The sequence below is a fragment of the Pseudomonas sp. PICF141 genome (assembly GCF_002286815.1).
GTDB lineage: Bacteria > Pseudomonadota > Gammaproteobacteria > Pseudomonadales > Pseudomonadaceae > Aquipseudomonas.
In genome coordinates this window covers 1-23,476 of record NZ_MUNM01000088.1, presented here as the reverse complement: position 1 = coordinate 23,476, position 23,476 = coordinate 1, and the positions used below count along the sequence as shown (strand labels likewise).

Sequence of the window (23,476 nt, the reverse complement as noted above, 5' to 3'; positions counted from 1 at the left end):
TTCCTTCCTTGATCAAGCACTTTCACTCGCCTGGGCGACAAACAACACCACTTGCCATGGACTGCTGGCCAGCCTGGAAGCCGGGGCGGCAATCAGCAACGGCAACTGCCCGTCGAACCATGGGCCTTCGGCCGTCACCACGAACAGCCGCGTATCGTCGCCGACGCTGTAAGCCACTTGCTCGTTGCGACTCATGACCTGATGGGGCAAACCGCTCATGCGCTGGCGACTGAGCAACGCGATGTGCGGCTGCGAGGCAATGATCGCCCCGCGCAGCCATTCGCTCGCGGCTTGCTCGCTGGCACCGTTGGGCATGCGCAAACCGATGACCAGCCGTTGGCTCGGCTGATCGTCGGGCAGTTGAATCGAGAACGTTTGTTCATTGCATTCGAACGCCAGGCTGCGGTATCCGGCGCGGATCAGTTCGAGGGTTTTTTCAAGCCAGTCGAGTACCGCTTCATAGCCGCGCTGCAACTCCAGAAAATCCAGTGGAGCGAACGCCGGAACACCGGCCAATGGATCAAGTGCCGACCAGGCGCCGGCCAGCCCGAGCAGCAAGCCATACAGTGCCTGAGGCGTCGCCACTCGACTGTTCAGCAGGCCTTCGACTTCCGGCAGCCGCGCCCAGAGCGCCGTCAACTGGCGGCGAATTTCCAGCGCATCGTCTTGATTGCCGGCCTGCTGCGCCTGGCGCAAACGACCGGCGAGGAACATGCATTTCTCCCGCGCCCGGGCACACAGCCCGGCCACACGCCGCCCCAGTGCCGACTCGGGCAACAGGCACGGGGTCGGCGGGGTGTAAGGCAATTGAAGAAAGCCGCCGCCCTCCTTGCGAATTCTCAGCAGTGGCAGACAAATGGAATCCGCCTTGTTCAGTTGCGTGCACAAGCGAGGGTTCGGACGCCAGACCGTGATCGATTCGGGGTACTCGCCGCTCGTGAGATCCGGCAACGCATCGCCGACCACCGATTGCAATCGGCCCTTGAGCGGCAGCAACTGCCCGGCGCGCCACAGTGGACTGATCGCCAGGTAAACGGTGACGGTGGCGTTGTCCGTGGCGTCGATCGCCTCGCTGACGTCAAGCTCCAGCATCGGCCCCACACCGGCCTGCAGATTGATCGGCAAACCGTCCGGCAAGGTCGCCTGTAAATTGATCAGTCGTACCAGTCCGGCGCTCAGTGCCGAAGGATCGAACTCGACGCGAGTCACGCCCCAGAACCATGGATTACAGGCCTGGGCAAAATGCGCCACCAGCGCCTCGGCCCGCAGCCCTTGCAACTGAAAATGCTGGGGCAATAACTGCATGCCCTCATGCCAGCAAACCGCGTCAGGTAGCAGACTCATACGACTCCCTTCGACATCACTTATTGCCGCACAAAAATGGGCGGCCTGACTTGAACACCACAACCCCTGTGGGAGCGAGCTGTGTGGCGAGGGGGCTTGCCCCCGTTGGGCTGCGAAGCGGCCCCAAAATCGCTGATGCACCAACAATCTTGTGAGTGCTACGCACTCAAACGGGGGCAAGCCCCCTCGCCACAGAGCCCCCTCGCCACAATCCTGTGTTCAGTTCGGAGGGTCGCTGACCAGCGTCATCTCGCGACTGTCGAACTTGAGCCAGGCGTTGCTCTGATCGTCCAGCCTTAACCGGTGTGCTCCGGGAGTGTTATAGCTGGCGAAGACTAAAAGTCCAGCCGCCCGCTTGCCCTCCAGCGGGAAGGGTTGTTTGTCGATGAATTGGCCGGGCACCAGCTCCAGTCCCCAGACCGTCATCAGCTGCCGATAGTCGCGCTGAAACTGCTCGCGTTCGGCGAACCACTGGCGGGCGGTAATGCCCGACAATTGCTTGAGCAGATCCGCGTCATTCACCGCAATGAAATCCACCGCGATCGGCGTGTCATCGTTGGCGCGGGGCGCGACGTCCAGCGTCAGGTTATCGAGGTCGACACGAGGCCCGAACAACGAACACCCGGCGAGTGACAGGAGCAGCACCACAGAAAAAAAACGCGTGTACAAAATGAATTTTCCTTTTCTGGATACGGTCCAAAAATGCTTTTTGTTTGCTTTTTTATAGACCTGTTCTAGCGTCTTGGATAGTTCGGTCAGCACGACGAATGTGGAAGGTTCGTCAAAGGAATGACAGGTCCTCTGCCCTCCCTTTCTAACCTACGGTCCAGTAAGGGAATGCGATGAAACGGGCCTCCCGATGCATTGCGCCCGCCTCATGCATCGGAGTCAGCCACCATGGCAGAAAGTACTCAGCACAAGCTCGACAGGGTCCGCCCGCCCCGCGTGCAAATCACCTACGACGTCGAAATCGGCAATGCCATCGAGAAGAAAGAATTGCCATTGGTGGTCGGCATTCTTGCCGACCTCTCCGGCAAGCCTCTGGAGCCACTCCCGAAACTGAATGAACGGCGCTTCACCGAAATCGACCGCGACAACTTCAACGAAGTGCTCGCCTCGATCGGCCCGCGCGCCACCTTGCAGGTCACCAATACCCTCAGCGGCGACGACAGCAAACTCAACATCGAGCTCAACTTCAAACACATCGACGACTTCGATCCGGTCAAGGTGGTTGAGCAGGTCACGCCGCTGCGGCGTCTGTTTGAAGCCCGTCAGCGTCTGCGCGATCTGCTGACCAAGCTCGATGGCAACGATGATCTGGACAAGCTGTTGCGCGACGTCATTGCCAACACCGAGGGCCTGCAAGAGATCAAGTCGGCCCGCCCGGAAGCCGCTCCCCCCGCCCCCGCTGGCGATGCAGAAGTACCGGCCGAACCGCAAGCCTGATCGTTCATCCACTTAGGGAGAATCTGCCATGCCCGCCTCATCCGCCGCCCAGAGCCAAGCCAGCGACAGTACCGCCCAGACCTTGTCTCTGCTCGATGAAATCATCGCCAAAGGCCGCATGGCCCATGACGACAGCCAACAGGATTACGCCCGCGACATGCTCGCGGAATTCGCCACCCAGGTACTCGACGAAGGCATGGCCATCGACAAGGACACCGTGGCGATGATCAACGACCGCATCAGCCAGATTGACGAACTGATCAGTGCTCAACTCAACGAAGTGTTGCACCACCCGGACCTGCAAAAACTCGAAGCCTCCTGGCGCGGCCTGCACTTGCTGGTGCAGAACACCGAAACCAGTTCCCGGCTGAAACTGCGGTTGCTCAACGTGACCCAGAAAGAGCTGCAGAACGATCTGGAAAAAGCCGTCGAGTTCGACCAGAGCGCACTGTTCAAGAAGATCTACGAAGAGGAATACGGCACCTTCGGCGGCCACCCGTTCAGCCTGCTGGTGGGTGACTACACCTTCGGCCGGCACCCGCAAGACATCGGCCTGCTGGAGAAACTCTCGAACGTCGCCGCGGCCGCTCACGCGCCGTTCATTGCCGCCGCCAGCCCTCGGCTGTTCGACATGAACAGCTTCACCGAACTGGCCGTGCCCCGTGACCTGTCGAAAGTCTTCGAGAGCCAGGAGCTGATCAAGTGGCGCTCGTTCCGCGAAAGCGAAGACTCGCGTTATGTGTCGCTGGTGCTGCCGCACTTCCTGCTGCGTCTGCCTTATGGCCCTGACACGTCGCCGGTGGAAGGCATCAACTACGTCGAAGACGTCAATGGCAGCGACCACAGCAAATACCTGTGGGGCAACGCCGCGTGGGCCTTGTCGCAGCGAATCACCGAAGCTTTCGCCAAGTATGGCTGGTGCGCGGCGATTCGCGGTGCCGAAGGCGGTGGCGCGGTGGAAGGCCTGCCGGCCCATACCTTCCGCACCACCTCTGGCGATCTGTCGCTCAAATGCCCGACCGAAGTGGCGATCACCGACCGTCGCGAGAAAGAACTCAACGACCTCGGTTTTATCGCTCTGTGCCACAAGAAAAACAGCGACGTGGCAGTGTTCTTCGGCGGCCAGACCACCAACAAGTCCAAGCTCTACAACACCAACGAGGCGAACGCCAACGCGCGGATCTCGGCGATGTTGCCATACGTGCTCGCGGCCTCGCGTTTCGCCCACTACCTGAAGGTGATCATGCGCGACAAGGTCGGCAGCTTCATGACCCGCGATAACGTGCAGACCTACCTCAACAACTGGATCGCCGACTACGTGCTGATCAACGACAACGCGCCGCAAGAGATCAAGGCGCAGTACCCGTTGCGTGAAGCCCGGGTGGATGTGACCGAAGTCGCCGGCAAACCGGGTGCCTATAAAGCCACGGTATTCCTGCGGCCGCACTTCCAGCTCGAAGAACTGACCGCATCGATCCGCCTGGTCGCGACACTGCCGCCACCGGTCGCCGCCTGACCGCTAGCCCCATGTAATGCCGAACACCATGTAGGAGCTGCCGAGTGCAACGAGGCTGCGATCTTTCCCCGGACAATTGAGTCGTGAGCGAAAGATCAAGATCAAAAGATCGCAGCCTGCGGCAGCTCCTACAGGGCATTGGCCTACTATTAACTTTCAGGAGTCTCATGCGATGGATGCAATCATTCTCGACCTCGGCGGCGACATCAAAGGCGATAGCCTGCTCGAGGGTTACAAGGACAAGATCGAGGTCATGTCCTACAGCCACAACGTGGCGATGCAGGTGACCAACGACGTCAGCAACTCGGAACGGACCTCCGGCAAGCCGCACATCGGCGAGTTCACCCTGACCAAATTCGTCGACAGCTCGACGCCCTCTCTCAACGAATATTGCTGCGCCGGCAAACCGATCCCGGAAGCCAAAATCACCATTGGTCGCAACGCCGCCGAAGGCAGCGGTCAGCTGATGCCATTCATCATCTACACCCTGACCAACGTCGTGCTGTCCAACGTCAGCGTCAGTGGCGGTACCGGTGGCAAACCGGTGGAAACCCTGTCGCTGAATTTCACCAAGATCAAGTGGGAGCTCACTGCCCAGAAAGACGACGGCACCAAGGAAGGCACGGCCGCCTCGACCTGGGACATGGCCGCCAACAAGCTCGTCAAGTAAGCGGACGCGTCGGCCATGGCAGGCACCGGCATGCTCCCACCGTTGTTCGAGCGCCTCGCTTCAAGCGAGGTCGACACCGTGCAGGTGTTCGATCGCCAGGGGCTGCTCGAGTCGGTGCACACGGAATTGCTGCGCCTGTTCAACACCCGACGCGGCCAACGTCCACTGACCTCCCCGCCGAGCATTCTCGACTACGGCATCGCTGACTGGACCGCCTTGCAACAGCAGCGCAGCGATGACCGTCGTCAGTTGGCGCGGGAAGTGCGCGAGGCCATCACCCACTTCGAACCGCGCCTGCAACTGGGCGAGGTTCAGGTCAATCCGGTCCCCGGCCATCCGCAGCAACTGAGCATTCGGCTACTGGGCGAGTTGCGCAGTGGCCAGCAGCATTGGCCCGTGGCATTTGTCATCGAGAAGGCCGGCGATGGCCTTGAGGTGCGTCATGAGCGACTCGATTGACCCGCAACTGCTCGATTACTATCAGCGCGAACTGACTTGGCTGCGGCACGCCGGGAGCCTTTTCGCCGAGCGTTACCCCAAGGTCGCCAGACGCCTGGAACTGTCCCCGGGGGAATGCCCCGACCCGCATGTCGAACGCCTGCTCGAAGGTTTCGCCTTGCTCGCGGCGCGCCTGCAACGGCGGCTCGATGACGATTACGCCGAATTCAGCGATGCCTTGCTCGAACAGCTTTACCCATTGGCCATGCGGCCGTTGCCCTCCTGCGCGATCGTGCAGTTCGAGCCGGACCCGAGCAAAGGCAACCTCGCCAGCGGTTACCCGTTGCCCAGGGACACGCCGCTGTTCGTCACCACAAGCAAAGGTGAAAGCATCCATTTTCGCACCAGCGCCGCGGTTCGCTTGTGGCCGCTGGAAATCAATGAAGCGCTGTTGCTGGGCAGCGATGAAGCCCAGGCCCTGACCGGTGTGGCGCAAGCGCGCTCGGCCCTGCGCCTGAGCCTGCGTTGCCTGGGTGAAAGCCAATGGTCAACGTTGGCGATCCAACAGCTGCGCGTGCATCTTGCCGCCTCCCCGGTGATCAACGCCTGCCTGTATGACCTGCTCGGCGCCCACGCTGTGAAGGTGCTGGCCGGCCCCATCGGCAGCGTGCCGAAAGTGTTGGCGGGGCTGCCAGGCATCGTCGGTTTTGCCAACGACGAAATGCTGTTGCCGGACGAAGACGGCGTGCATCCGGGCATGCGCCTGCTCGCCGAATATTTCGCCTTTGCGGACAAATTCAGTTTCTTCGATATCCCCTTGGCCGGCGCCAGCAGCGACAGCCAGACGCTTTACCTGTACATCGTCTTCGACCGCGCCCCGGCCAACCGCCTGCACCTTCAGGCCAGCGATTTCGCCTTGGGCTGTACGCCGGTGATCAATCTGTTTCCACGAACCTCGGAGCCCCTGCGCCCGGACGGCACCCGCAGCGAGTACCGCCTAGTGGCCGACAGTCATCGGGAAAACAGCGTCGAGATCCACAGTATCCGGGCGATGCGTGCCAGTTCCAGTCAAGGTGTGTTGCGCGTTCCCGCTTATTACGGCAGCCAGCATATCGGCGGTGAAAAGCAATGCTACTGGCACGCACGACGGGTCAGCGGCATGACTGCGAATCGTCTGGGCACCGACCTGATGGTGAGCCTGGTGGACACCCGGCTCGACCCAGTGTCCGAGGCCACCGAATACAGCCTGACCGCCGAACTGCTGTGCACCAACCGACACCTGGCCCAGAGCCTTCCGGCCGGAACGCCACTGGGCTTCGAACGACCCGGTCCCGTGGCGTGGGCTCGTCTGCGTAATCCGCCCAGCCCACAGAGTTTGCCGCGGCTGGATGGCGAATCCCGCTGGCGGCTGGTGTCGCAACTGACCCTCAATCATTTGTCATTGGTCGAGGGGCCGCAGGCGCTGGATGCCCTCAAGGAAATCCTCCAGTTGCACAACCTGCGCGATGAGGCCAGCGCTCTGCGGCAAATCGAAGGCTTGCTCGGCCTTGGCTGTGAACGGGTGATCGCCCATGTCGGCGAAGATGCCTGGCGCGGCTGGCGCAATGGGCTGGAAGTTCAGTTGCGACTCGATCCGCAGCATTTCGTCGGCAGCAGCGCCGTGTTGTTTTCAGCGGTGCTGGCGCAGTTCTTTTCACTCTATGCCACGGCCAATCGCTTTGTGCGCACGGTTTTGGTCCAGTCAGACAAGGAGGTCAAGACATGGCAACCCCAAGCCGGCATGCCACTGAGCCTCTGAGTCCGAGCCTGAGTCAGAAGCTGCGGCGCGAGCCGCAGGCGTTCGAATTGTTGCAGGCATTGCTGCTGCTGGAACGCGAACACCCGCAAGCCGAATCCCTGGGCAGCGGCACCGCGCCTCAAGCGGAAGCCCTGCGCCTGCGCGGGCCGTTGACGGCGCTTTTTTCCGCCAGCCAAATCGAAAGCCTGACCCAGGAACCCGGCCAGCCACCGATGCTCAGCACACCGGTGTTTGGTCTTGGCGGACCCGACGGTCCCCTGCCCTACGCCTATCAGGAATGGCTGCAACAACGGGCCCGCGCCAAGGACCATGCACCGGCCGAGTTCCTCGATCTGTTCCAGCATCGCTTGCTCAGTCTGCTGTACAAGGTGATGCGCAAACACCGGATTGCCATTGGCTTCACGGCCCCCGGCGCGTCCCCGGTGCTGGCGCAACTGCGGGCGCTGACCGGGTTGTTGCCCAAAGCCTTGCAGGAACGGCAGGCCGTTCCCGATTCCGCCGTACTGGCGTGCAGCGCGCTGTTTGCCGACGGTCGTCGCTCCCTCGCCGGCTTCGCCGCCATCGTGCGCGAGCACTTCGAACTGCCGGTCGCACTCAGCGCCTATGAAGGTGCCTGGCGGGAAATCCCGCCTGCCAGTCGCAGCCGCCTGCAACCGGGAGGCCGCAACCTGCAACTGGGCCGCAGCGCCGTGGCCGGCACCCGGGTCTGGGATGAACACGCCGGCATCCGCCTGACCCTCGGCCCGCTGACCTCGGCGCAGGCGGCGCGGTTTCTGCCCGATGGCGAATCCCATCCGGCACTGGCCAGCCTCAGCGCGCTGTATTTCGGCCCCGATCTGGACTGCACCCTGGTGCTGTTGGTGCGCGGTGCCAGCCCGATGAAACTCGGGCACCAGGCCCCGCCCTTGCTCAGCTGGAACGGTGGCCTGCAACGCCAGGCCAGCCTCGCCGTGCAACAGATCGAAACCCGCCTTCGTCAGCTGGAGATCACCTGAACATGGAACTGGCCAGCCTGATCGGACGCCTCAACCCGGACAACCGCCGCGCCCTCGAACGCGCCGCGCAACGCTGCCTGCAACGGGGTCATCATTACGTCGAAATCGAACACCTGCTGCTTGAGTTACTGGATATCGAGGGCGGTGACTTCGCCTGGCTGCTGCCGCGCTTTGGCCTGGAGCGTGATGCCCTGACGGCGGAAATCAACAAGGCCCTGGAACTGTTCAAATCCGGCAGCACCCGCACCCCGGCGCTCTCGGCGCAAACCATCGGCCTGCTCGAAGACGCGGTGGTTCAGGCCAGTGTGCTCGGTCTGGACAGCATCCGGTCCGGCTTGCTGCTGCTGGCCTTGCTCGACCGCGATGAACGCCGCAGCCTGCTGCTCAATAGCGCCTCGTCGCTATTGAAAATTCCGCGGGAAGCCTTGCGCAGTAACCTGCTGGAGTGGACCGAAAACTCTCGCGAACACGTCGGCGGCACGCGGCCTGTCAATGCCGCTGGAAGATCGCAGCCGAAACAGGATTCGGTGCTCGATCAGTTCACCCAGGACCTGACCGCCGACGCCCACGCCGGGCGCATCGACCCCATTGTCGGGCGCGACGGCGAGATTCGCCAGTGCATCGACATCCTGCTCAGGCGTCGGCAAAACAACCCGATCCTGGTCGGCGCGCCGGGGGTGGGCAAGACGGCCGTGGTCGAAGGCCTGGCGTTGCGCATTGCCGCTGGCGATGTACCGCCGTCGCTGCAGGACGTCAGCCTGCGGGTACTCGACCTCGGTTTGTTGCAGGCCGGCGCGGGAGTCAAAGGCGAGTTCGAACAGCGGCTCAAAGGTGTGATCGATGCGGTACGCAGCGCCGACAAACCGATCATTCTGTTTATCGACGAAGCCCACACCCTGATTGGCGCGGGCGGCGCGGAAGGCGGAAGCGACGCAGCCAATCTGCTCAAGCCAGCGCTGGCCCGTGGCGAGTTGCGCACCCTCGCCGCCACAACCTGGCTTGAGTACAAAAAATACTTCGAAAAAGACCCGGCCCTCGCCCGGCGTTTTCAGTTGGTGCAGGTCGAGGAACCGGACGAAACCACCGCCGTGGAAATGCTCCGTGGCGTGGCCGCGAAACTGGAACAGCACCACGGCGTGCAGGTGCTCGACGCGGCGATTCACGAAGCGGTGAAACTGTCCCATCGCTACATCTCCGGGCGCCAGTTGCCGGACAAGGCCATCAGCGTGCTCGACACCGCCTGCGCCCGGGTCGCCCTCGGTCAGCACGATGTACCACCGCCGCTGGAAAGCCTGCGCCATCGCCAGAACAGCCTCAAGGATGAAGTCGAACGCCTGCGTCGCGAACAAGCCACCGGGCTCGATCACCGCGAACGCATCACCCTGCTGGAAACCGAATCCGTCGGTAACGTGCAAGCCATCCGCGACCTGGAAACCCGTTGGAACGAAGAACGGATTGCCGTGCGCGAACTGCTGCAAACCCGCCGCGAGCTGCTCACCTTGAGCGAGCGCGCCGATAACGACAAACCGGACGAAGCCACCGACAGCCGCATCGATCATCTGGCCGCTGAACTGGTACGCCTGGAGGCCGGTCTGGACGCCATTCGCCAGGACGATCCGCTGGTGCCGGAACAGGTCGACGCCAAAACCGTCGCCGCCGTGATTGCCGGCTGGACCGGCATCCCGGTGGGCAAAATGCTCGCCGACGAAGTCCACGCCGTCCGCACCCTCGGCCAGCGCATGGGCCAACGGGTCATGGGCCAAAGCACCGCGCTGAACACCATCGCCCAACGCCTGCAAGCCTACCGCGCCGGCCTCACCGACCCACAAAAACCGGTCGGCGTATTCCTGCTGGTCGGCCCTACAGGCGTGGGCAAAACCGAAACCGCTTATGCGTTGGCCGATGCGCTCTACGGCGGCGAACGCAACCTGATCAGCATCAACCTTTCTGAATACCAGGAAGCCCACACCGTCAGCCAACTCAAAGGCGCCCCGCCCGGCTACGTCGGTTATGGCAGCGGCGGCGTGCTCACCGAAGCGGTGCGGCGCAAACCCTATTCCGTGGTGCTGCTGGATGAAATAGAAAAGGCACACCCGGATGTGCTCGAAGCCTTCTACAACGTTTTCGACAAAGGCGTGATGGAGGACGGCACCGGGCTGGTGGTGGACTTCAAGAACACTGTGATGCTCGCCACCAGCAACGTTGGCGCTGAGTTGCTGCTCGATACGCCGACCACGCAACTGGGCACCGATGCCTTCAACGAAGCGCTGCATCACGTGCTGCTGAAAGCGTTTCGCCCGGCGTTTCTCGCGCGCATGACGGTGGTGGCGTATCGGCCGCTGGATGAGGCAACGCTGGAAGGGATTGTGCTGGCGAAACTGGAAAAATTGCGCGGGCGATATAAGGCCGCGACCGGGAAACAGTTTGAGTTCGATGCCGGGATTGTGCAGGCGGTGTTGGCCAAGTGCAGTGCGGCGGGTGCGAGGGATGTTGAGAATGTGTTGATGACGCAGGTGACGGGGAAGTTGGCGGAGTGGGTTTTGGAATAAGTCAAAAGCCCCCTGTTTCGAACACTGAATTTCGAGAGAGCAGACATGACAGTTCAAGTGGTACTTCACACGTTAACGGCTATAAATAAAACGCCCCCCACCTGGAAACAGGACAAAACAACCTATGGAACGGGAAATAAAAAAAAGCCCTGTGAGCACGCTGAAATGCTGGCCTTCAATGCAAGAGGAGGTGCCAACATTATCTACCTGGCGCAAAACGCATTTCCCTGTCAAACCTGTCATGACTTTCTGATCGCCAATAGCGCGACGTGCAAAGTCATTATCAATATTCAGGCCGACGAAGGTTCGTACAGTCTGGATCACAAGAAAAAATTGGGCGTAGCAACAGTGACGGTGCCCTACACCTTCTATTACCCAGGCACCACTGCCGGGACAGCGAAAATGGTCGCGGGCAGCGATGTGGCGGATGCACCCGCCGGTTTCCCCACGCTTCCGGCCTTTACCGCCTATTGGTAAATACAAAAAGGACCAAAAGGGGACAGATTTATTTTTACTCAAAATCTGTCCCCTTTTCCGGAGTAAATCGATCGTTTTACTCCTATTTTGGAGAAAGCAAATGCCTATACACAGTGACTATTCGGATGAACAGTTTATAGCTCACGTTATCGATATAGCGGCACAACAACGAGCGGAAGACCCTGCCAAAGAGCAAACCAATGATAGAGGCAACGTCTGGGTCAGGGCCTATGCTGATTTGTGCATCGCTTACTCACGGGACTCTGGAGTCTATTACTTCGGCTACAACGGAGAAGCAGGAGGTATCACCCGGCTTGATAAACAAAAAAAACAACACGAAACACTCGATACAGAAATGGCGTATCGGCGTTTGCATCGATTGAGCGAATACATTGCCAGTCCAGCCATCAGTAGCGGCGACAACCCATTGCGGAGGCCCTTGGCTAACTGCGCGGAAGCAAATGCTGTCTCTATCGCCTTGGCCTATGACGAACGCGTAGATCGGCTGTTCCTCATGGCTTTCTATCCAGACGACGGCCCCTACAAGAAGCACCATAATTATCTGCCTCATCTAAAGCCGCCCTGTTCAAACTGCCAGACCTGGATCGGAATGACTTACGGCTATTGGATAAATGGCATCCATCTCAACGACTGAGCCCGATGAAGTTCATGCGATTAATGAGTTTGGCACGTTTGGCTGACCAACATTTTTTTCAACGGCTGCATTTCAATAACCAAAAACCAAAAACCAAGGTTAAACGATGCCCCGTACCACCGACAGCAACACCAGCCTCTCCCTCACCGCCACTTCGCTGTCGGCGCTTTACCCTGAGTCGCTGTCCGGCGAAGAAGCCCTCAATGCGCTAGGCACGCAAACCCTCAACGGCCTCAACGACGGCGCCTCCCTCACCCTGACCACCGCCGTCGCCACCCACGTCACCGCCACCCTGCACAACGACGCCCTGACCCGTCCAATGGACGCGCTGATCGCCGAAATCCGCCAACTCCCCGCCGACGCCACTGCCGAGCGCTATCAGCTTGTTCTGCGGCCATGGCTTTGGTGGCTGACCCTGGCCAGCAACAACCGGGTGTTCCAGAACCTCAGCACCTCAGACATCGTCACCACCATTTTCAACGCCCACGCCTTCACCGACTTCAAGCTATCACTCAGCGGCAGTTACACCCCGCGCGAGTACTGCGTGCAGTACGGCGAAACCGATTTCGCCTTCGTTTCACGGTTGCTGGAAGAGGAAGGGATTTTCTGGTTTTTCACCCACGAGGACGGCAAGCACACACTGGTGCTTGGAGATAGCAACGATGCCTTTGTGCCGATCCCCAACGGACCCAAGGTGAACTATCTCGGCCAGCAGTTGGGTGAGCGAGAACTGCACGGCATTCGCTCCGGGCAGGTCTGCGTGCAGGCGGTGGCCGGGGTGTACCGGGCAACGGATTACGAGTTCACCACGCCGACCACTTCGCTTTACGGCCAGGCCGAGGCGGTGGCCGGGCCGCGTTCGATGTACGAGCATCCGGGCGGCTATAACGCCAAGGCCCGGGGTGATGCGTTGACCAAGCAGCGGGTCGACGGCTTGCGCAGTCAGGAGAAGCGTTTTGTCGGCGAAAGCGACTGCCGCTGGCTGGTGCCCGGGCACTGGTTCACGCTCGCAGGGCACGATGATTCGACGTTGAATATCGATTGGGTGGTAACGGCGGTGACTCACGAAGCCAGCCATGACAACTATCGCAATCGCTTCGAAGCCATCCCCAAGGCCACACCTTTTCGCCCGGTGAGAACCACACCCAAGCCGCGAATGCACACGCAAACCGCCATCGTCGTCGGCAAGTCCGGCGAAGAAATCTGGACCGACGAATACGGCCGGATCAAGTTGCAGTTCCCGTGGGATCGCGATGGCAAGAACGACGAAGCCAGTTCCTGCTGGGTGCGGGTGGTGTTGCCCTGGAGCGGCAAGGGTTTTGGCATGCAGTTCGTGCCACGGATCGGCCAGGAAGTGATCGTGACGTTTATCGATGGCGATCCGGATCGGCCGCTGGTGACCGGTTGCGTCTACAACGGCGACAATGCCCTGCCCTATGCGTTGCCAGCGAATCAGACCCAGTCCGGGATCAAGACTCAATCGTCCAAAGGCGGTGGCGGTTTCAACGAGCTGCGATTCGAGGACAAGAAGGACGCTGAAGAAGTGTTTCTGCAGGCGCAGAAAGATCTGAAGATCAATGTGCTCAACGACACCACCGCCACGGTCGGCCATGACGAAACCCTGACCGTACAGAACGCCCGCACTCGCACGGTGAAAGAAGGCGACGAGACCGTGACCCTGGAGAAAGGCAAACGCAGCGTGACCATTCAGACGGGCAGCGACACTCTGGATGTGAAGGACAGTCGCACGGTGACCGTGGGCGCGGACCAGACCCATAGCACCGGTGGCAACTACACGCACAAGGTCACCGGCGATTACAGCCTGACGGTGGACGGCAATTTGACCATCAAGGTGACCGGTACCCTGACCCTGCAAAGCGGTGGCAGTTTTGCGATCAAGAGTGGCGCGGATCTGGCGGCCGAGGCCAGCACCTCGATCAGCCAAAAGGCCGGTACGTCCCTGAGCAATCAGGCCGGCACTTCGTTGGAGAACAAGGCGGGCACGACCATGACCAACGATGCCGGGATCAGCCTGACCAACAAAGGCGCCGCGTCGCAGACCGTGGACGGTGGCGGCATGCTGACGATCAAGGGTGGTCTGGTGCAGGTCAACTGACAAGGAGAACCCATGGCCATCACGCCGCTGGATTTGCAGCAGAACGATAAACAGCTCAAAGGTCGCTTGCTCGATGGCCAGCTCGACGGTGCGTTGCACATCAAGGATGACGGGCGCGCGCAGGCCGATTTGCACTACAGCCAGGGCGAACTGCAGGGCACTACCCTGCTCTATCACCCTAACGGCAAGGTCTCGGCGCAGTTGCCGTTTGTCCGGGACAAGCTGCAGGGGGTCGCGAGTTTCTATGCGCCGCAAGGCTGGTTGCAGCGCAAGGCGACCTACCGCCGAGGGCTGCTGCATGGGGAGGCGTTCAATTACTTTCCCGACGGGCAACTGGCGGAGGCGGAGTTTTACCGCGATGGTGTGCGCGAGGGGCGGTATCAGCGCTTTCATCCCAACGGCAAACCCGCCGTCGAGGCTCGATACCTCAATGGTCAGTTGCTCGAACCGGAACAGGGTTTTGCCAGCGATGGGCGACCGCTGGATGCCGAGGGCAAGCCGATTTCCAGGATTCGCTGGTGGTTCAGGCGCTGGAGTTATCCCGAGCAGACCTGACCCCTGTAGCAGCTGTCGAGCCCCAGCGAGGCTGCGTTCGGCTGCGGAGCAGTCGTGAACCCGGCTAATGCGGTCTGCCTGACGCACCGCAATCTCTGGTTTTACGACTGCTCCGCAGCCGAACGCAGCCTCGCCTGGGGCTCGACAGCTGCTACAAGGATTGTTTGCGGTCAGGGAATGAGCATCTGCATTTGCCCCGGCATCACGATTTTTATTACCCCTGCCCAGTTGCACATCAGGGTGCTGTTGGCATCGATGGCCGGCATGCCGCCCAGCAGCAGGGTCGGCGCGCCGCCGGGGATCCACGGGGTGGCGGTGGCCGGAATGCAGGGCATCGGCGTCAATACGCCAAGCGCCGCGGCGGTGGCGGCCGCAACCATGGGATTGGCCATGCTCATGCATGTACCGAACGGCATGATGTTCACCAACGGGATGTGATCCATGATGTTCGCCGCCGGCATGCCCCCGGTCAGCGTGCGATTCACCGGCAGCACGTTGAGTACCGCCGGTGCCGCGCCGAAACTGCATTGCAGGGTCGCGGTGGCGCAAACTTGCGGACAGCCCATGTCGAATCTCCTTCCTGGAAGCGACTTCCCTGAACCATAGTCCGCCGAGCCGGTTCGCGCACATCAGGAACGCTGATTGTCCGGCAACACGCTAACCTATAAGACCGTGCCGCGCTTGTGGCCATCCCGGCGCACCATTAGATTAGCCAATGATGTCTGGCCTCCAAAATAAGCAGAAGGGATAAGCATGGCGCTTACTGACCAGTCCACCCGTATCCGCTCCGGCGAAGAACTCGATGCCAGCCTGATCGATCCATACCTCAAGGCGCACATTCCGGGCCTGAGCGGCTTGCCGAAAATCAGCCAGTTTCCGGGCGGTGCGTCGAACCTGACTTACCTGCTGGAATACCCCGAACAGGAATTCGTCCTGCGTCGGCCACCGTTCGGTCACAAGGCCAAGTCCGCCCACGACATGGGCCGCGAGTTTCGCATTCTCAATCAGCTGCGAGATGGCTTTCCCTATTGCCCCAAAGCCTATGTGCACTGCACCGACGAGTCAGTGATCGGCGCCGAGTTTTATGTGATGGAACGGGTCAAGGGCATCATCCTGCGCTCCGAACTGCCACCGGAACTGGGCCTTGATTCTGCGAAGACCGAAGCCCTGTGCAAAAGCTTTATCGACAAATTTGTGGAACTGCACCGGGTCGATTACAAGGCCTGTGGCCTGGGCGACCTCGGCAAGCCCGAAGGTTATGTCGCGCGGCAAATCAAAGGCTGGAGCGAGCGCTACGAAAAAGCCCTGACCCCGGATGCACCGAAGTGGGAAGCGGTGAAGGCCTGGCTCAATGACAAGATGCCGGCCGATCACCCGACATCGAGCATCGTCCACAACGATTACCGCTTCGACAACGTGATTCTCGACCCCGAGAACCCGATGCAGATCATCGGTGTGCTGGATTGGGAGCTGACCACCCTCGGCGACCCGCTGATGGACCTGGGCAACACCCTCGCCTACTGGATCGAAGCCGGCGACCCGGCGCCGGTGCAATTGATGCGCCGTCAGCCGAGCCACGCTCCCGGCATGCTGACCCGCCGTGAGTTCGTCGATTACTACGCCGAACGCGCGGGCATCCAGATCGACAATTTCGACTTCTACTACACCTACGGCCTGTTCCGTCTGGCCGGCATCGTGCAGCAGATCTACTACCGCTTCTTCCATGGTCAGACCCAGGACAAACGCTTCGCACAGTTCATTCACATGAACAAACTGCTGGAGCAGATGAGCCTGCAAGTCATTGATAAATCCAGTCTCTGATCACGGCCGCTGATCGGGCCCAATAACAAGGAAAAATCATGTCCAAGACTCAGTTGTTCGACCTCGACGGCAAGATCGCTTTCGTCTCCGGCGCCAGCCGTGGCATCGGTGAAGCCATCGCCAAACTGCTGGCGCAACAAGGCGCCCATGTCATCGTTTCGAGCCGCAAGCTCGACGGTTGTCAGCACGTCGCCGATGCGATCATCGCCGCCGGCGGCAAAGCGACCGCCATCGCTTGCCACATTGGTGAAATGGAACAGATCACCCAGGTCTTCGCCGGCATCCGCGAACAGTTCGGGCGCCTGGACATTCTGGTCAATAACGCGGCGACCAACCCGCAGTTCTGCAACGTACTGGACACCGACCTCAGCGCCTTCCAGAAAACCGTCGACGTGAACATTCGCGGCTACTTCTTCATGTCGGTGGAAGCCGGCAAGCTGATGCGCGAACACGGCGGCGGCAGCATCATCAACGTCGCCTCGATCAATGGTGTTTCGCCGGGGATCTTCCAGGGCATCTACTCGGTGACCAAGGCAGCGGTGATCAACATGACCAAAGTCTTCGCCAAGGAATGCGCGCCATTCGGCATCCGTTGCAATGCCCTGCTGCCGGGTCTGACCGACACCAAGTTCGCTTCGGCGCTGGTGAAAAACGACGCCATATTGCAAACGGCGCTGCAGCAGATTCCGCTCAAGCGTGTAGCGGACCCGAGTGAAATGGCTGGCGCGGTGCTGTACCTGGCCAGTGAGGCGTCGAGCTACACGACTGGGGTTTCGTTGAATGTGGATGGTGGGTTTTTGTCCTGACTGGGTTCTGCGAGTAAACCGAAGGCAGCCAAATGGCTGCCTTTTTTGCTTCTCACGTGAGCACACCAACCCCGTGTAGGAGCTGCCGAAGGCTGCGATCTTTTGATCTATGGCGTCAGTTGAATCGTTAAAGATCAAAAGATCGCAGCCTTCGGCAGCTCCTACAGTGGGATCAGGCAGTGCCGGAGCCAACACAAGAATATTTATTCCATGATTTGCATATTGGGAATATTTATTCCATAAATAGCCCTCCTGAAAATAAAAATCCAAAGGACTCGGCTATGCGCGAACTCGGTATCGGACTTATCGGCACAGGTTTCATGGGCCGCGCCCACGCCTTGGCCTTTCGTAATGTCAGCGCCGTTTTTGAATTGCCGCTGAAGCTCAATCTCGCCGCCCTCGCCGACGCCGATCCGCAGCGCGCCCGACATTGCGCCGACGCGTGGGGCTTCGATGCCGCCCACAGCGACTGGCAACAGCTGATCAATGACCCCAAGGTCAATCTGATCGCCATCACCACCCCCAATCATCTGCACTACCCCATGGCCATGGCCGCCCTCGCCGCCGGCAAGCCGGTGTATTGCGAGAAGCCGCTGGCGGTGAACCTCGAACAGGCCAGCGCCATGCGTCTGGCCGCTAAAGCCGCGGGCGTGGTGACGCGGGTCGGCTACAACTATCAACACAACCCGATCATCGGCCTCGCTCGGGATTTGATTCAAAGCGGAGCGTTGGGACAGATCATCAGTTTCCAGGGCGAATTCAGCGAAGACTTCATGGCCGATCCCGCTTCACCCTGGTCCTGGCGTTGTGACGCTGATTACGCAGGCGGTGCCTTGGCGGACCTGGGCAGTCACTTGCTGGCCATGGCCCGTCATCTGCTGGGCGAAATCGAGGCGGTGTGCGCGAACACCCAGACCGTGCATGCGCAACGCCCCGTTACGTTAGGTGGCCAGGAACGACGCGAGGTCGCGGTCGACGATCAGGTCCACGCGTTGCTACGGTTCGCCAACGGCGTGTGCGGGACGTTCAGCAGCAGTTGGCTCAAACACGGTTACAAGAATCACCTGAGTTTTGAAATCAGCGGCACCCGGGGCACTTTGGCGTTCGATCAGGAACGCTTGAACGAACTGCGGATGTATCGCGCAGGGCAAGGTGGTTTCCAACGGCTGCTGGCAGGGCCGGATCTACCGGGTTATGCCGCTTTCAGCCCGGCGCCGGGGCATCAGTTGGGTTACAACGAACTCAAGACTCTGGAAGTGCATGAGTTGGTGATGGCGCTGGCGGGCCTCGGTCAGAACGGGACGGATTTCGAGCAAGCGTGGGAAGTCGAACGCCTGGCAACCGCGATTCGCCTGGCGGCACGCGAGTCGCGGTGGGTCAGGATCGAGGAAGTCTGAATCGCCGCTCGGGTCACACACGCCAGTCGCGCAATAGGCAACTGGCGGTACACGCCATTGCTTACTGAGTGACGCAACGGGTGAGAGTCGTGGTCCTCGTCACCTGACCTTCAGCCCTCATGTCGCCCTGTACATCGGTGTTTTCGGAGGTCTGACAGGTGCGAACCGGTGGCGGTGGTGGCGCAGCGGGTGGCGGTGGCGGCGGACTCGCGCAACCACCCAGAATTGCCGCGCAGAGTAAGAGTGACAGTGGCGAAAAAATACGTATCCCAAGACTGTTCATAGGCTGACCCGCGGTAAGTAATCGACATTTTCCGCGACACAAAAACCACACCGCACAAAGGCGACCCCGTCACAGAAAAGAAATACCTCGCATTCCTTATAGCCCAGCCAGCCGCCAATGCCAGGAAAAGCAGCGGGAAACAAGCCTGCGCCTACAACGCACTGGACCGATGCAGGCCAATGCTCTCAAGCTCGTACTGCAACTCTTCAATCAACGCCGTCACCGCCTCCGGCGTCCTGAGAGTCGCCATGTTCAAGCCGCTGACCACCAGATCCACCTGCCCCGTCTCCCGATGATAAAGCTTCACTGTCAACGAATTATCCCCGGTGAGCGCGCACTCACAGGCCAACGGCGAAAAACTCTGCTCCAGTTGCGTACGCAATTGCGCCAGATGATTCATCCCGATTCACCTTGGCCACGACCTGAAATCGACTCCACGCTTGAACTGTTCGCACCCATGTGGCTGTTCCTTTAGCTGCATCGAAAAAGATGCGATACCGACCCGAAGCCACGTATCGCCCCTTCACAGCCTAAAAAAACCAGCCCCTGAGCAGAACATCAAAATGCACCATTCCAACTAGTGCATTTGCATCTTAACGTTGCCCCTTGGGCTGTCTCTCGCTGGAGAACAGACCCCGTTCGCGAGCCCATACAATCGCTTCGCTGCGGCTGTGCACGTCGAGTTTGGAATACACCGTCGAAACATGATTGCGCACCGTATTAGGCGCCAGTTTCAGGCGTGCGGCGATTTCCTTGTCGGCCAGGCCTTCGCAGATCAAACCGAGCACATCGCGCTCTCGCGCGGTCAGTTGGGTGAACGACACCGTGGGCAACTGCGGTGAATTGACATTCTTCACGTTGGCGAGTTTTTCGATCAGCGTGCGGCTGAACCAGGAGGCATCTTTCATCACCTCTTCAATGGCCGACACCAATTCCAGCTCGGTGCGTTTACGCTCCGTGATGTCCATCAACACCAGCAGGTAGCAAAGACTGTCCTGAATCTTCACGGTGTCTGCCGAGATTGCGCAATCGATCAGCCCGGCCTCTGTCCTGCGCACTCGGACATCGACGCGATCCACGCTGCCGTTTTTCTGAAGGGCCGCAAACAATTGCGTGCGAGCGCCTGCATCATCGATGAAACCAAGCTGCGCCACGGTTTTGCCGAGCACCTCTTCACTCGGGCACGCGAGGGTATCGAGAAAGGCTTCGTTTACATCCATTACCACTTGATCGTTGGCGCTGCATATCAGGATCGGCACCGGGGTGAGGCGAAAGGCTTTGGCAAACCGTTCCTCACTCTGGCGCAGGGCAATTTCAGCCTTGTGCCGCAGCTCCATGTCGACGAAGGAAAACAGCATGCAAGCTTCGTCGTTGAGCTCCAGTGGTTGCCCGGCAACGATCACCTGTTTGCTGCCACCGTCGGGCAATTGCAGTTCGGCCTGCATTTGCGCAATGGTTGCCCCCTCACGCAAACGCTGCTTGGCCAGTTCCTTGTTTTCAGCCCGCTCCAGCACATCCAGTTCATAGGTCGAAGCGCCGATTACTTGCTCACGGGCATAACCGGTCATTTCCAGGAAGCCCTGATTGACTTTGATGTAGCGCAAATCGCTGAGGCGACAGATCACCGCCGGGGCCGGGTTGGCATTGAAGGTCTTTTCGAAACGTTGCTCGGCGCTGGCCCATTCGGTGACGTCATTCATGATCAGCACCAACGACTCCGGCTCGCCGACGCGGTCGGTCAGTACCATGCTGCGCACACTGTGAACCCAGGTGCGTTCGTCGTTTTCGACTGGCGTCAATTCAACCAGTACTTCGCTGAACACCTCGCCGCGGGCAACGCGGCTGATCGGATAATTCTGCGGCGCAACCGGATGATGGTTGCGATAGCGCAAGGCAAACCGCTTCGCATATTCCTTGGCATTGGCGCCCAGCTCACCGATCCGGCTGACCCCGTGCATGGTCAGCGCGGCGTCATTGGCCCACAGGATCGTCTGGTCGAGCTCCAGCAGAATCACCCCGTCGGACAGACCGGCAATGATCTGCTGCAACTGGCGGCGATTGGTTTCGGTGGTCAGGACGTCCTGGCTCATTGGAGCTCCACGGTTGCGGGGGCGCAGTTACGCGCGGCCCTGTGAAGATTACGACCGCTGGGGGCTCTGATAGTGCGAATCAAGCGGGTGCCGGGACCACAAGATAAAAAGATCGCAGGCTTCGCCAGCTCCTACAGGGGTTGCATGTATCCGCGTGATCGCGGGTGTACCCGGTTGATCAGTTGGCAACGATGCTTCACTGCATCACTGCACATCCAACAAATCCTCCAACCCCGCCAACTTATCCGGATTACGCATGATGAAAATCCGGTTCACCTGCCCCGCTGCGTCAAAACCAAAACTCAGCGACGCGACGAGTTCGCCGTCAGCTTTGATGATCACGCCTTGAGCGCCATTGATTTGCGTGGGCAGCCATTCATACGTCTGCCAGTAGGCATGCAGCGACTGACCGATGAAATCCAGCACACTGTTGGTGCCCAAAAGGGTTTCGCGGATGGCCGAGGCCTTGCCGCCGCCGTCGGCGTAGAGTTCGACGTCTTCGGCCAGCAGCGCGGTCAGGGATGCGGTTGAGCCACTGGCGATGGCGCTGTGAAAGGCGCTCAGCAATTGATCCTGACGCGCCAGCTCCGGCTGATAGCGGATTTGCCCGCTCCCCAGGCCAGCCTTGGCCCGGGACACCAGTTTGCGACAAGCCGCTTCCTGGACCCCAATCGCCTCGGCCACTTGCACGTAATCCATGTCGAAAATTTCGTAGAGCAGGTACGCGGCGCGTTCCTTGGGTGTCAGCCGTTCCAGCAAGAGCAGGAGCGCGGTGGACAAAGACGAGGCCAGTTCATGCATGTGTTCGGGTGAATGCTGGTGGGTAGTGTGAATCGGCTCTGGCAGCCAGGTGCCGATGTAGTCGACTCGTGACGTGTGCGCCGAGCGCAGCAGGTCAATGCAGTGCCGGGTGCAGGCTGTGGTGAGCCAGGCGGCTGGCGTGGCAATGGAAGCCCAATCGGCCTCCAGCCATTTGATGAACAGCTCTTGCACCACATCCTCGGCTTCGGTGCGCGAGCCGAGAATGCGATACGCCAGACCAAGCAAAAAGGGCCGGCGCTGCTCGAATACAGCGGCGGCGTTTTCAGCGGAGTTCATCGATCAGTGCCTCGACACCTGCAAACGGTTCCACAGGTTGATCATGCCGATCTCGGCCGTCAAGGCACCGATCTGCGCGTCGTTGAAATGCTCGCGCAAGTCGCCGCGCAGGCTGGCGTAATCGGTCTTCTCATCGAGTACGGTCAGGGCTTCGGTCCAGGCCAGTGCTGCGCGTTCCGAGGCGCTGAAATCGCTGACATGGCGCCAGACAATCAGGCGATCCAGGCGCTCGTTGGTTTCATTGGCCTCGCGCGCCTCGCGGGTGTGCATCTTCACGCAGAAACCGCATTGGTTAATCTGCGAGGCACGCAGGTGCAGCAGGTGTTTGAGGGTCGGGTCCAGGTCATGTCTGACAAGGGTGGCATGAACCTGGGTCAGGCTTTCGAAAACCTGAGGAATGGACTGCAGCAGATTGACCGGTTGGGTGTTGGACGACATCGTGTTGCTCCGTAATTTGAGGGATTCAACAGGATGACGATTGAGGATTCGGTTTTGTGACGCGGGTACCCAAAAGCAGCCCTATGCTCAAACAAAAAAGAGTGGTTTAGTGCCGTTCTTTGCCCGTCTGGAGAGTTGCCATGATGCTTGATTCGCTTCACTTCACCCCGTGGTCCGCTTTAGCCGGAGGTGTACTGATCGGTCTGGCGGCCAGCGTCATGGTTGTGGCCAACGGACGGGTGGCCGGAATCAGCGGGCTGATCGGCAGCCTGTTTGAGCGCAATGATTCGGGACGGGGCGAAAAAGCCCTGTTCCTGCTCGGACTATTGGCGGCACCGTTGTTGTGGGCTTTGTTTCATGTGTGGCCGGCCATCGAATTCAAAACCGGTACCCTGGGCCTGATCGTCGCCGGATTGTGCGTCGGCGTCGGCACTCGTTATGGCTCCGGCTGCACCAGTGGCCACGGCGTGTGCGGTATCTCGCGACTGTCGCCACGCTCCATTGCGGCGACATTGAGCTTCATGTTCGCCGGTTTCGTGACGGTGTTCGTCCTGCGTCATTTGCTGGGGTTTTGAACATGCGCAAACTGATCGCATTCCTCGCTGGCCTGCTGTTTGGCATCGGCCTGTTGCTGGCTGGCATGGCAAACCCGGCCAAAGTGCTGGGTTTCCTGGACATTGCCGGTGTGTGGGATCCATCCCTCGCGCTGGTCATGATCGGGGCCATTGCCGTGGCCTGGGGGCCGTTTCATTGGGCCATGAAACAGCCGAGGTCCTTGCTGGGGGCGCCTATGCAGTTGCCCATCAGCCGAGAACTGGATCGGCGTCTGATCGGGGGCAGCCTGCTCTTCGGAGTCGGTTGGGGCATTGCCGGCATCTGCCCCGGCCCGGCGCTGGTGTTGCTACCCACGGGGCATTGGCAGGCCTGGATATTCGTCATCGCCATGCTGGCGGGGATGCTGATGTTCAAAGCATTGCAAACCCG

Annotated in this window: 23 protein-coding genes; 16 read left to right on the top strand and 7 right to left on the bottom strand. The window is 60.2% G+C overall.

Going from position 1 to position 23,476, the window contains the following annotated elements:
* Positions 1–12: 12 nt before the first annotated feature.
* Positions 13–1,344 (bottom strand): type VI secretion system baseplate subunit TssK, encoded by a 1,332-nt coding sequence (tssK, locus tag BZL43_RS26525; protein WP_095635017.1) that lies wholly within the window; start codon positions 1,342–1,344, stop codon positions 13–15.
* Positions 1,345–1,563: 219 nt separating this feature from the next.
* Entirely contained in the window at positions 1,564–2,013 is a 450-nt protein-coding gene (locus tag BZL43_RS26520) for a type VI secretion protein (protein WP_095635016.1), read from the bottom strand.
* A gap of 228 nt (positions 2,014–2,241) precedes the next feature.
* On the opposite strand from BZL43_RS26520, the gene tssB reads away from it, so the two are divergent.
* The 11 genes from tssB (at position 2,242) to BZL43_RS26465 (ending at position 14,559) form a co-directional block, all read left to right on the top strand.
* Positions 2,242–2,790 carry a type VI secretion system contractile sheath small subunit gene (gene tssB, locus BZL43_RS26515; protein WP_095635015.1) on the top strand — a complete coding sequence of 183 codons (549 nt, stop codon included), beginning with the start codon at positions 2,242–2,244 and terminating at the stop codon, positions 2,788–2,790.
* A 28-nt stretch (positions 2,791–2,818) separates the two neighbouring features.
* Positions 2,819–4,306 carry a type VI secretion system contractile sheath large subunit gene (tssC, locus tag BZL43_RS26510; RefSeq protein WP_095635014.1) on the top strand — a complete coding sequence of 496 codons (1,488 nt, stop codon included), beginning with the start codon at positions 2,819–2,821 and terminating at the stop codon, positions 4,304–4,306.
* Between the two features lie 172 nt (positions 4,307–4,478).
* On the top strand, positions 4,479–4,976 hold the full coding sequence (locus BZL43_RS26505) for an Hcp family type VI secretion system effector (RefSeq protein ID WP_007906301.1): 498 nt from the start codon (positions 4,479–4,481) through the stop codon (positions 4,974–4,976).
* 15 nt (positions 4,977–4,991) lie between these two features.
* Positions 4,992–5,435, top strand: a complete 444-nt coding sequence (gene tssE, locus BZL43_RS26500) for a type VI secretion system baseplate subunit TssE (protein ID WP_095635013.1) — start codon at positions 4,992–4,994, stop codon at positions 5,433–5,435.
* Positions 5,419–7,212 carry a type VI secretion system baseplate subunit TssF gene (gene tssF, locus BZL43_RS26495; RefSeq protein WP_095635012.1) on the top strand — a complete coding sequence of 598 codons (1,794 nt, stop codon included), beginning with the start codon at positions 5,419–5,421 and terminating at the stop codon, positions 7,210–7,212. Before tssE ends, tssF begins: the two co-directional genes overlap by 17 nt.
* Entirely contained in the window at positions 7,176–8,207 is a 1,032-nt protein-coding gene (tssG, locus tag BZL43_RS26490; RefSeq protein ID WP_095635011.1) for a type VI secretion system baseplate subunit TssG, read from the top strand. Before tssF ends, tssG begins: the two co-directional genes overlap by 37 nt.
* Positions 8,208–8,209: 2 nt before the next feature.
* Complete coding sequence (gene tssH / locus BZL43_RS26485; RefSeq protein WP_095635010.1) at positions 8,210–10,756, top strand: type VI secretion system ATPase TssH; 2,547 nt, start codon at positions 8,210–8,212, stop codon at positions 10,754–10,756.
* A 45-nt stretch (positions 10,757–10,801) separates the two neighbouring features.
* Positions 10,802–11,233, top strand: a complete 432-nt coding sequence (locus tag BZL43_RS26480) for a hypothetical protein (protein ID WP_143517901.1) — start codon at positions 10,802–10,804, stop codon at positions 11,231–11,233.
* 100 nt (positions 11,234–11,333) lie between these two features.
* Positions 11,334–11,888, top strand: coding sequence for a hypothetical protein (locus BZL43_RS26475; protein WP_095635008.1), 555 nt, complete (start codon positions 11,334–11,336; stop codon positions 11,886–11,888).
* Positions 11,889–11,994: 106 nt separating this feature from the next.
* Positions 11,995–14,004 (top strand): type VI secretion system tip protein VgrG, encoded by a 2,010-nt coding sequence (tssI, locus tag BZL43_RS26470; protein ID WP_095635007.1) that lies wholly within the window; start codon positions 11,995–11,997, stop codon positions 14,002–14,004.
* Between the two features lie 12 nt (positions 14,005–14,016).
* Positions 14,017–14,559: a toxin-antitoxin system YwqK family antitoxin gene (locus BZL43_RS26465; RefSeq protein ID WP_095635006.1), complete on the top strand. Its 543-nt coding sequence runs from the start codon at positions 14,017–14,019 to the stop codon at positions 14,557–14,559.
* Positions 14,560–14,729: 170 nt separating this feature from the next.
* On the opposite strand, the gene BZL43_RS26460 is transcribed toward BZL43_RS26465, so the two are convergent.
* Positions 14,730–15,125 (bottom strand): DUF4280 domain-containing protein, encoded by a 396-nt coding sequence (locus tag BZL43_RS26460; RefSeq protein WP_095635005.1) that lies wholly within the window; start codon positions 15,123–15,125, stop codon positions 14,730–14,732.
* Between the two features lie 187 nt (positions 15,126–15,312).
* Between BZL43_RS26460 and BZL43_RS26455 the strand changes: the two genes are divergently transcribed.
* From BZL43_RS26455 to BZL43_RS26445, 3 genes are all read left to right on the top strand, one after another.
* The gene (locus BZL43_RS26455) at positions 15,313–16,380 is read left to right on the top strand and encodes a phosphotransferase family protein (RefSeq protein WP_095635004.1); all 1,068 of its coding nucleotides are present in this window, start codon (positions 15,313–15,315) and stop codon (positions 16,378–16,380) included.
* Between the two features lie 38 nt (positions 16,381–16,418).
* Positions 16,419–17,186 carry an SDR family oxidoreductase gene (locus BZL43_RS26450; protein WP_095635003.1) on the top strand — a complete coding sequence of 256 codons (768 nt, stop codon included), beginning with the start codon at positions 16,419–16,421 and terminating at the stop codon, positions 17,184–17,186.
* A gap of 281 nt (positions 17,187–17,467) precedes the next feature.
* Complete coding sequence (locus BZL43_RS26445) at positions 17,468–18,583, top strand: Gfo/Idh/MocA family protein (protein ID WP_095635002.1); 1,116 nt, start codon at positions 17,468–17,470, stop codon at positions 18,581–18,583.
* Between the two features lie 434 nt (positions 18,584–19,017).
* Here BZL43_RS26445 and BZL43_RS26440 read toward each other — a convergent pair whose 3' ends face one another.
* The 4 genes from BZL43_RS26440 to BZL43_RS26425 all read right to left on the bottom strand — a co-directional run bounded on the left by BZL43_RS26440 (position 19,018) and on the right by BZL43_RS26425 (position 22,492).
* Positions 19,018–19,266, bottom strand: coding sequence for a DUF1652 domain-containing protein (locus BZL43_RS26440; RefSeq protein WP_095635001.1), 249 nt, complete (start codon positions 19,264–19,266; stop codon positions 19,018–19,020).
* A gap of 193 nt (positions 19,267–19,459) precedes the next feature.
* Positions 19,460–20,956 (bottom strand): helix-turn-helix transcriptional regulator, encoded by a 1,497-nt coding sequence (locus BZL43_RS26435; RefSeq protein ID WP_095635000.1) that lies wholly within the window; start codon positions 20,954–20,956, stop codon positions 19,460–19,462.
* A 204-nt stretch (positions 20,957–21,160) separates the two neighbouring features.
* On the bottom strand, positions 21,161–22,054 hold the full coding sequence (gene sigJ / locus BZL43_RS26430) for an RNA polymerase sigma factor SigJ (RefSeq protein WP_095634999.1): 894 nt from the start codon (positions 22,052–22,054) through the stop codon (positions 21,161–21,163).
* A 3-nt stretch (positions 22,055–22,057) separates the two neighbouring features.
* A complete protein-coding gene (locus BZL43_RS26425; protein WP_095634998.1) occupies positions 22,058–22,492 on the bottom strand; it encodes a carboxymuconolactone decarboxylase family protein in 435 nt (144 codons plus the stop codon).
* A gap of 140 nt (positions 22,493–22,632) precedes the next feature.
* Here BZL43_RS26425 and BZL43_RS26420 point away from each other — a divergent pair, with 140 nt between their 5' ends.
* Positions 22,633–23,067 carry a YeeE/YedE family protein gene (locus BZL43_RS26420; RefSeq protein ID WP_095634997.1) on the top strand — a complete coding sequence of 145 codons (435 nt, stop codon included), beginning with the start codon at positions 22,633–22,635 and terminating at the stop codon, positions 23,065–23,067.
* A 2-nt stretch (positions 23,068–23,069) separates the two neighbouring features.
* A partial coding sequence (locus tag BZL43_RS26415; protein WP_095634996.1) for a DUF6691 family protein occupies positions 23,070–23,476 on the top strand: 407 nt, incomplete at its 3' end.